This is a genomic window from Teichococcus deserti (assembly GCF_001982615.1).
GTDB classification, from domain to species: domain Bacteria; phylum Pseudomonadota; class Alphaproteobacteria; order Acetobacterales; family Acetobacteraceae; genus Pseudoroseomonas; species Pseudoroseomonas deserti.
This window is the reverse complement of record NZ_MLCO01000105.1, coordinates 23,733-33,389: the sequence shown is the minus strand read 5'-3', so window position 1 is coordinate 33,389 and position 9,657 is coordinate 23,733. Positions and strand designations below refer to the sequence as shown.

Annotated in this window: 2 protein-coding genes; both read left to right on the top strand. The window is 73.0% G+C overall.

What is annotated here, in order from left to right; translation table 11 throughout:
• Positions 1 to 18: 18 nt before the first annotated feature.
• On the top strand, positions 19 to 7,290 hold the full coding sequence (locus BKE38_RS12890) for a phage tail length tape measure family protein (protein ID WP_207553557.1): 7,272 nt from the start codon (positions 19 to 21) through the stop codon (positions 7,288 to 7,290).
• A complete protein-coding gene (locus BKE38_RS12885; protein WP_076957720.1) occupies positions 7,290 to 9,656 on the top strand; it encodes a phage head spike fiber domain-containing protein in 2,367 nt (788 codons plus the stop codon). Before BKE38_RS12890 ends, BKE38_RS12885 begins: the two co-directional genes overlap by 1 nt.
• The last annotated feature ends 1 nt before the right edge of the window (position 9,657 follow it).

The window sequence follows — 9,657 nt, the reverse complement described above, 5'->3', positions numbered from 1 at the left end:
GCGCAGCTGCGCAGCCAGGTGAAGTCGGGCTTCGCCGACCAGGTGAAGGGCCTCAAGGGCGTCTCCCAGGAGGCGACCGTCGCGACCAATCGCCTGGGCCTGACCGGCGACCAGATGCGCCGCCTGGCGCCGCAGATCAACGACGTGGTGGTGTCGCTCTATGGCGGCATGCCGCCGCTGCAGGTGCTGGTGCAGCAGGGCGGCCAGATCACCGACATCTTTGGCGGCGTGAAGGCCACCTTCGCCGCGGTCGTCGGCGCCATCAATCCGATGGTGGCCGGCGTCACGGCCATCGCGGTCGCGCTCGGCGCCGCGGCCATCGCCGCCGAGACGATGGACCGGCGCACGCGCGAGCTGCAGAACCGGCTGCAGGCCTACCGCACGGATGCGGCCGTCGTCGCGCCGATGATCGACCCCCTGGCGCGTACCGTCTCGCGCACCAGCGGCGCCAGCGTCGGCGAGACGCGCGACGCCGCGCTGACCCTGGCGCAGACCCGCGGCTTCAACCTCGACGACATGGAGAAGGCGCTTCGCCTCGCGCAGGACATGCGCGTGGCCATGGGCACCGACCTGGCGACGGCGGTCGGTAGCCTGAGCTCGGCCTACAAGGACGCCTCGGCCGCGGCGCAGGGCTTCGCCGACCAGGGGATGCGGGGCTTCAACGGGGCGCTGGTGCGGCAGCTCGAGCTGCTCGAGCTGGCGGGCCGCGGCACCGAGGCGACCCGCATCGTCCTCGAGCGCCTGAAGCAGGCGACCGCCGGCGCCGATGACAACCTGACCGACCTCGAGCGCGCCTGGCGCGGCCTGGCCAAGAGCAGCGGCGAGGCCTGGGACGCGATCCGGCCGGGCGTCGAGCTGATCGGCGGCGCGCTGATTTCGGCCCTGGCGCACGCCATCTCGATGATCAGCGGGCTGGTCAGCGGCATCCTGAGCATCCCCGACGCGCTGGCTCAGGCCACGCGGCGGATGGCCAGCAGCGCGCCCGACACGGTCGGCACGCGCAGGGGAACGCTCCGCGGCGGGCTGCGCAGCGGCTGGGACAGCACCTATGGCGCTGACGGGGCGCCGGCGCCGGTCGATCTGGCGGGCACCCTCCCGCCGACGCCGCCCGACACGGTGCCGCCGTCCAGCAGCCAGCTCATCAGCAACGCGGACAAGCTGACCGCCTCGCTGGGCGGCCGGCTGTACCGGCAGCAGACGCTGCTGGCGCAGCGCCAGGGCATCCAGGCGGCAATGCAGCTGCCCTCGGTGCAGGCCGACCCGGCGAAGCTGGCGCAGTACCGCGACGCGCTCGCCGCCATTGGCGAGGCCATGCAGGGCCTGGAAGGGCCGGCCGCCCAGTTCCTGGACAGCCTGACCAACCAGGTGAAGCAGGCCGAGGCCGGCGAAGGCGCGGCGCGCGCGCTGCGCGAGGCCGAGCTCGCCCTCGACGAGGCGGTGAAGCAGGCCGGCCAAGGCCACGCCAGCAATGCCGCGCAGGCCCAGGCCCGCGCGCTGGTGATGCGGCGCCTCGAGGCCGAGTTCACGACCTATCGGGCGGGCGTCAACCGCGACATCACCGGCGCCCGGAACCAGGCGCAGGCCTACCTCGAGAGCACCGCCGCCGGCCGCGCCATGACGGCCGAGATGAAGGCGCGGCAGGAGGCCCTGAAATACGGGGTCCAGGGCACGGCGGAATATGACCGCTATGTCCGCATCCTGACGTCGGCCTTCGAGCAGCAGGCCATCGCTGAGGCCGATCTGGCCGCCGCCCGCAGCGTCGACGACATGCGGCGCGAGCTGGAGATGATCGAGGCGGAGACCAAGCTGGTCGGCGCCTCGACCGAGCAGCGCGAGCGCGAGCTGGCGGTGCTGAAGGCGCGGCAGCAGATCCTCGCCAATGGCGGCGACCCGGAAACGGAAGCCGGCAAGGCCGCGATCCAGATGGCCGGCGACGTGGCCACCGCCCGCGCCGAGCTGACCCGCACGCAGAACGCCTTCTCCGAGCTGCAGCAGATCGGCGAGCAGGCCTTCGACCGGATTGGCAGTGCCATCACCGAGGCCTTCACCAACGGCAGCGGCAAGGCGATCAACTTCGGCTCCATCGTCAAGGGCATCCTCTCCGAGGTGGCCCAATCGGTCCTGAAGCTGGGCGTGCTGAACCCGGTGCTGAACAGCCTCTTCGGGGGCTCGCGGACCACGCTGGGCGGCGCAATGTCGGCGGCCAGCTCGGCCGGCGGCGTGGCCACGGCCGCAGCCGGAGGCGGCGGGCTGGGCAGCGTCGGCGGCCTGGGCGGGATCAGCAGCCTCTTCAACCTGGGCAGCAGCAGCCTCAGCATCGGGGTGGACGCCTGGGGTGCAGCCAATCTCGGCAGCCTCGGCTTCTCGGGCCCGGCCACCACGGCCGGCGCCTCGACGCTCGGGCACACCAGCGCCGATGCCCTGCTGGCGTCGATGCCGGCCGGCCCCACTCCCGGCCTGACGCCGGGCCTGATCGGCGGCGGCGACCTGTTCGGCGGCTTCAGCAGCCTGTCGAACGTCCTGGGCATCGCCGGTGCTGCGCTGCCCGGCCTCATTTCGGGCAACTATGCGCAGGCTGGCCTTGGCCTGGGCGGCGCGGCGCTGGGCACCATGATCCTGCCGGGCATCGGCACGGCGCTCGGCGGCATGGTCGGCAACCTGGTCGGCGGTTTGTTCGGCGGCCAGAAGCAGCACAAGGCGGCCTCGGTCCAGTACGGGATGAACGAGGACGGCCAGCTGGTGGTCACCGGCAGCAAGTCGAAGTGGATGGACGACAAGGAGGCCGTCGCCCAGACCACCCAGGCGCTGCTGGCGCTCAACCAGAAGATCGCCGCACTGGGTCTGACGCTGGACGGCGCGACTGCCGGCCAGACCCATTTCGGCGAGGACAGCCGGCCGGAGGAAGACAGCCGCAACATGACGCTGGCGGTCCTCGAGGGGATGCGCGGCGGCACCGACAACATGACGCGGGTGATCACCGCGGAGCTGTCCAAGGCCTATGCGGGCGACGCCGACCTCGACCGGGCGATGGCCAATATCGAGTGGGTCAAGAACCTCTACGACCCGCTGGTTGGCGCGGGCAAAGCCGGCAGCGCGCTGACCCAGCAGATCGAGGCGCTGACCACCTCCTTTGGCGAGCACATCGCCAAGGCGGAGGAGCTGGGGCTTGCGACCGATGTGCTCTGGCGCAAGCAGGCCGAGGCCATCGAGGCGGCCAAGAATGCCGTGCGCTCGACCTATGACGCCGCGGTGCGCGAGCTGGACGGCCGGACCTATGTCGACCAGGTGACCGCGGTCCGCTCCTACTACAACGCCAACGAGGCGAGCTTCCGCGACGCCGGGCGGGATCCGGAAGCGCTGTTCGACCGGCAGATGCGCGCCGTGCTGAACACCTTCAGCGACGCCCAGCTGCGCGACATCGCGACGGCCTTCGTCGGCATCGACGACGCCGCGGTGACCCTGGCGAAGCAGCTGCTGGAGACCGGCAGCGCGGCGCAGCGGGCGGCCAACCAGGCTGTGGCGACCGGCTACTGGCAGACCAGCCGGCAGGCCGAGGGGCGCGGCTATGTCAACAGCGTCGAGGGTGTCCGCACCTTCTACGAGCAGAACCGGGCGGCCTTCGAGGCGGCCGGCGTCGACGGCGTGCGACTGTTTCACCAGCAGATGACCGCGGTGCTGGACCAGCTCAACGCCGACCAGCTGCGCGACATCGCCGTATCCTTCCGCGGGCTCGACGACGCCGCGGCCGACGCGGCCGAGCAGATGCTGCGCCTCGGCAACAGCACCACCAAGGCCATCGAGGCCGCCGAGCTGGCGGCCCGGCAACAGCTGGGCGGCTCGATCCGCAGCTATGTCGACGGCATGCGGGCGACCGCCGCCGGCGGCAGCACGCCGCAGCAGCAGCTGCAGGCGGCGCAGGAGCAGTTCGGCCGTGACCTGGCCCTGGCGCGCGGCGGCAACGTCGAGGCCTCGGGCCGGATCACCGGCACGGCCGACAACCTGATGAAGGCGCTCGACCAGATGTATGGGTCGACCGCCGAGGGGCGGCAGGGCCGCGACTGGGTCCTTTCGCAGCTCGAGCAGCTGCCGGCGACGCAGAGCTATGACGCGCTGATCCTGGCCGAGCTGCAGAAGCTCGGCGGGCGCATCGACGTCAGCGTCGAGCTGACCACCTTCCGGGTGATCACCGAGACGCTCAACGCGCTGGCCGATGCCGACCGCAAGAAGCTGGTGCAGGCCGAGACGGTGCTGCGCACGGTCGAGGATCGCCTGGGCCGGGCGCTGAGCACGGCCGAGCGCTCGCGGCTGATCGAGGGCGAGGTGGTGCTGCGCAGCGTCGAACAGTCGCTGGGGCGCAACCTCACCGCGGCGGAGCGGGCCAGCCTGGTCAGCTCCGGCGATGTGCTGCGCGCCATCGAGCAGCGCATCGGCCGCCAGCTCACCGCCGCTGAGGCGGCCGGGCTGGTGCAGTCGGGCACCATCACCCGCCAGGTGCAGGAGCTGCTGGGGCGCAGCCTGACGGCCGCCGAGGCCGCCTCGCTGACCGCGGGCGGCGCGGTGCTGCGCAGCGTGCAGGAGGCGCTCGGGCGCAGCCTGACCGCGGCGGAGAGCGCCAGCCTGGTGCAGGGGGAGACGGTGCGCCGCCTGGTCGAGCAGACCATGGGGCGGAGCCTGACGGCGGCGGAGCGCGACGGCCTGGTGCAGGCCGCCTCGGTCATCCGCTCCGTCGAGCAGCAGCTCGGCCGAAGCCTGACCGAGGCCGAGCGCGGCACGCTGCTGGCCAGCATCACGGTCACCCGCACGGTCGACCAGGTCATCGGCCGCACGCTGACGGCCGGCGAGCTGGCCAGCTTCCAGGCCAGCCAGACGGTGCTGCGCCGGGTCGAGGAGACCCTGGGGCGGACCCTGACGGCGGCGGAGCGCAATGCCCTGCTGCAGTCGACCAGCATCGACCGCGTGGTGCGGGAGACGCTGGGCCGCACGCTGACGACGGCCGAGGATGCCACCCTGGCCAAGGCCGGTGCCGTGGTCCGAACGGTCGAGCAGAAGCTCGGCCGCGCCCTGACCGAGGCCGAGCGGGCCTCGCTCGTCGCCACGGCGACGGTGACCCGCACCGTGCAGCAGGCCATGGGCCGCAGCCTGACGGCGGCGGAGCGGGCCGGGCTGGTCGCCAGCGAGGACGTGCTGCGCCGGGTCGAGCAGACCCTGGGGCGGAACCTCACCGCTGCCGAGAAGGCCGAGCTGGTCGCCGGCGGCACCGTCGCGCGCGCCGTCGAGCAGCGGCTCGGCGCCACGCTGACGGCGGCCGAGCGGGCCAGCCTGGTGCAGGGCGGCAGCGTCCTGCGCAGCGTCGAGCAGGCGCTGGGCCGGCAGCTCACCGCCGCGGAGACCGCGGCGCTGATCCCGGCCGGCACCGTCGACCGGACGGTCATGCAGCAGGTGCGCGCGCTGACCGCGAGCCAGCTCACCCAGCTGGTGAACGGCGAGGCAGTGGTGCGCACCGTCGAGCAGGCCCTGGGCCGCACGCTGACGGCCGCTGAGCGGGCGCAGCTGCTGGAGAGCGCCACCCTGCGGCGGACGGTGGACGAGGCCATGGGCCGCGTCCTGACCGCGGCGGAGAAGGCTTCTCTGGCCCAGGCCACCACGGTCATCCGCAGCGTCGAGGAGCGGCTCGGCCGCACCCTGACCGCGGCCGAGGATGCCAGCCTGGTCGCTGGCGGCACGGTGGTGCGGCAGATCCAGCAGCAGCTGGGGCGCAACCTGACCGCGGCCGAGCGCGCGGCCATCGTCGCCACGGCGACGGTCGAGCGCAACATCCGGCAGGAGCTGGAGCGCAACCTGACCGTGAAGGAGCGCGCCGCGCTGGTCGCCAGCGAGGACGTGCTGCGCCGGGTCGAGCAAACCCTGGGGCGGAACCTCACCGCCGCGGAGAAGGCCGAGCTGATCGCCGGCGGCACGGTGTCGCGCGCCGTCGAGCAACGGCTCGGCGCCACGCTGACGGCGGCCGAGCGCGCCAGCCTGGTGCAGGGCGGCAGCGTGCTGCAGTCGGTCGAGCAGGCCCTGGGCCGGCAGCTCACCGCGGCCGAAAAGGCCGCGCTGATCCCCGCCGGCTCGGTCGACCGCGAGGTGGTGCAGGCGGTGCGCAGCCTGACCGCTGCCCAGCAGGCCGAGCTGGTCGGCGCCGACACGGTGACGCGCCAGATCGAGCAGGCGCTGGGCCGCACGCTGACGGCGGCGGAGCGGGCCGAGCTGCTCGACAGTGCCACGGTGCGCCGCGAGGTGACCGAGGCGCTGGGGGCGCGGCTGACCGCGGCGGAGAAGGCCAGCCTGGCGCAGGGCGGCACGGTGCTGCAGAGCATCGAACAGCAGCTCGGGCGCCAGCTGACCGAGGCCGAGCGGCAAACCGTCCTGACAGGCGGCACCGTCACGCGCACGGTCGACCAGCAGATCGAGACCACCGAGACGGTCCTGATCAGCCGGAGCATCGACGACAAGATCGGCGCGAGCCTGAAGGCTCAGACCGATCTGCTGTCGGCGATGAAGGGCAGCACGGCCACCCAGGCGCAGACCCTGGCGGTGCTGGACGGCCGGCTGCGGAACATCGACCTCTGGACCTATGGCCTGCGCGAGTTGGCCCGAGGCCAGTGGGGCGGCATCCGCGTCACCACGCCGAAGGCCAGCGGCGCGGCGAACGACCCGGCCAACTTCAACACGACGATTGGCAACTGGGGCACCACCCTGACGGTGAACGCCCTGGGCAACGCCTTCGCCGGCGGCAACGTGGTCCCCTTCGCCAAGGGCGGCGTGCCGCGCGTCGACGAGCCGACTTTCTTCCCCATGGCGGGCGGAAATGTCGGGCTGCTCGGCGAGGCCGGGCCCGAAGCCATCCTGCCGCTGAAGCGGATGGCCAACGGCGAGCTGGGCGTCCAGGCCGACATCGCCGGCCTGCCGGGGCTGATGCAGGAGATCCTGCAGCGGATCCTGATGCCCTTCCTGGTCGAGGAAGAGGACGCCGCGGCACCGCCGGGGCGGCTGCCCTCGCCGGCACCCACCCGGCCGAGCGGCAGCGATTCGGTCGCCGACCTGGTGGCCGAGCTGCGTGAGGTGAAGCGCCAGCTGGCCGAGCTGCGCGCCGAGCGCAGCAAGGATGCTCAGGCAGCGCAGGCCACGGCCGAGCGCTCTGCCGAAGCGTCCGAGCGCACCGCCGAGGCGGCGGAGGACACCGCCGACAGCAACCGCCGCATGGCAAGGAAGAGGGAACCGCTGATGCAGCGTGGGGGCACCAAGTAATGGCGTGGCTGGTCAGGGCTGAGCCCTGGGATGCCGCCGCCGGGGCGGTGCGCCCGCTCTACTACAGCGACGTGGGCTTCCTCTCGAAGCCCACCGACACCCCCGGCGATGTCTACTGGGATCGGCGCATCGGCGTCGGCCTGTCCATGCAGGCGCGCCTCTTCGCCGATGGCCAGGCCGGCGGCGAGGGCGATGTCGACTATGGCGACCTGACCCTCGAGAACGGCGACGGCGCGCTCGACGCGCTGGCCGACCTCGACTGGGATGGCCGCCTCCTCGAGGTGCGCTTCTCGGCGAAGGATGCCCCAGTCTGGGCCGACTTCGCCGTCGCCGTCTCCGGCACGGTGGAATCGCTGACGCCGGGCGACGAGCTGACCATCAAGCTCCGCTCGCTGAAGGCGTTGCTCGACGACCCGCTGCAGCCGCTGCGCTATGCCGGCACCGGCGGCGCCGAGGGGCTGGAGACGCTGAAGGACCGCCGGCGGCCGATGACGCTGGGCATCGCCCGGCAGGCCGAGCTGGTGGTCGAGGACACCGCCAATCTGGTGGTGGCCTGGGACAACGCGGCCTGCGGCGGCATCCTCAATCTGAAGGACAAGGGCGGCCCGCTGGTGGCCGGCCCGGACTACCCGACCCGCGAGGCCATGCTGGCGGCGCCGATGGGCGCGTATGGCTATGTGACCTGCGACGTGCTGGGCAAGGCGCGGATCGGCGCGCAGCCCTTCTGGCCGATCACCGGCGACGTGCTCGGCCGCAGCCGCGGCGGCAACCTGGTGGCCAACGGTCGCCTGGGGCAGAGCGCCGCCGGCTGGACGCTGGGCGGCGGGTGGAGCTGGACCAGCCCAGCGCTGCTGGCCTCCGACAGCCCGCTCGAGAGCGGCTGGGCGCCGACCGGCATCGCCAGCCGCGTGGCCGCGCCCGGCCTCTACGGCGACGGCCGGGCCTGCCTGGTGACCGAGAGCACGGCGACCGGCCAGCACACCCTCGCCTCGGCGGCGGTGAGCTTCGCCGCGGGCACCCAGACCACCCTGCAGGTCAAGGCCCGCGCGGTCGCCGGCGCCCCCTGCCTGCAGCTGCTCTATGGCGGCTCGACCCATGGCAGCAACGCCTGGGCCAATTTCGACCTGGCCAGCGGCGCGCTGGGCAGCAAGGGTACGGCCGCCACGGCGGCCATCACGGCGCTCGGCGGCGGGGTCTATCTCTGCACCCTGGCGGCGCCGGTCACCGCCGCCGGCAGCAATCCGGCCTATGCCATCCTGGTGCCGACCGCCGCGGCCGCCCGCTCGCCCTCCTATGCCGGCGCAGGCCGGCAGCTGGAGCTGCAGGACGTCCAGCTCGAGGCGGCGGCGACCGCCAGCGAATATGGCGGCCGCCTGGTCAGCGCCGCCGGCATCGCCGGCACGGCCAGCCAGGCCGTCGCCACGGTGGCCGGGCGGCTCTACGCCGCCAAGGTCATGGTGACCCGCTCTGCCGGCAGCCTGGCGCTGCAGGTGGGCAGCACCGCCCTGGCCACCGCCGTCGCCTCCGGCCGGCTGGTGCAGATCTTCCGGGCGACCGGCAGCAGCACCACGGTCGCCTTCTCGGCCGACAGCGCCTTCGCCGGCAGCGTGGATGATGTGCAGGTGGTGGAGTGGCTCGGGCGCTTCGGCGACCTGGCGCAGCTGGCGGTGGGGCAGAGCACCGGGCTCACCGCCGGCGACTTCGCCGCGGGCACGGTCGATTCCATGAATGCCGTGGCGCCGCAGCGGGTCGGGCTCTGGTACGACGGCAGCGGCGAGATGACCATCCGCCAGGCCATCGACCAGCTGGCGACCGGGCCGGGTGCCTGGTGGATCTGCGACGATGCGCGCCGGATCCTGCTCGGCCGCCTCGAGCCGCCGGCGGCCACGCCCGACTTCGAGTTCGACGAGCACGCCATCCACGAGATCCTGCCGCGCGAGGTGGCCCGCCGCCTCAAGCTGCAGACCATCGGCTATGGCCGGCGCTGGCGCCCGCTCAACGACAGCGAGATCCTGGCCACCATCCTCGGCGCCGAGCGCGAGGCGCTGCGCACCGAGTGGCTGACCGAGGCCTATGCCGATGCCACGGTCGCCGCGCAGTCCCTGCTGGCGCGCGAGGAGCGCATCGACGGCTCGCTCGACGACAAGGCCGACGCCGCCGGCGAGGCGCAGCGCCGCGTTGCCATGCATGGCGCCCGGCGGAAAATGTTCGAGATCACCGTCGACTTCATCGCCGGCCTGCGCGTCGGGATGACGGTGGGCATCAGCCACAGCCGCTACGGCCTCGCCGCCGGGCGCAACTTCGTCGTCACCGAGCTGGACCGCGACGCCGAGAGCGACACGCTCAGCCTGATCCTCTGGGGATAAT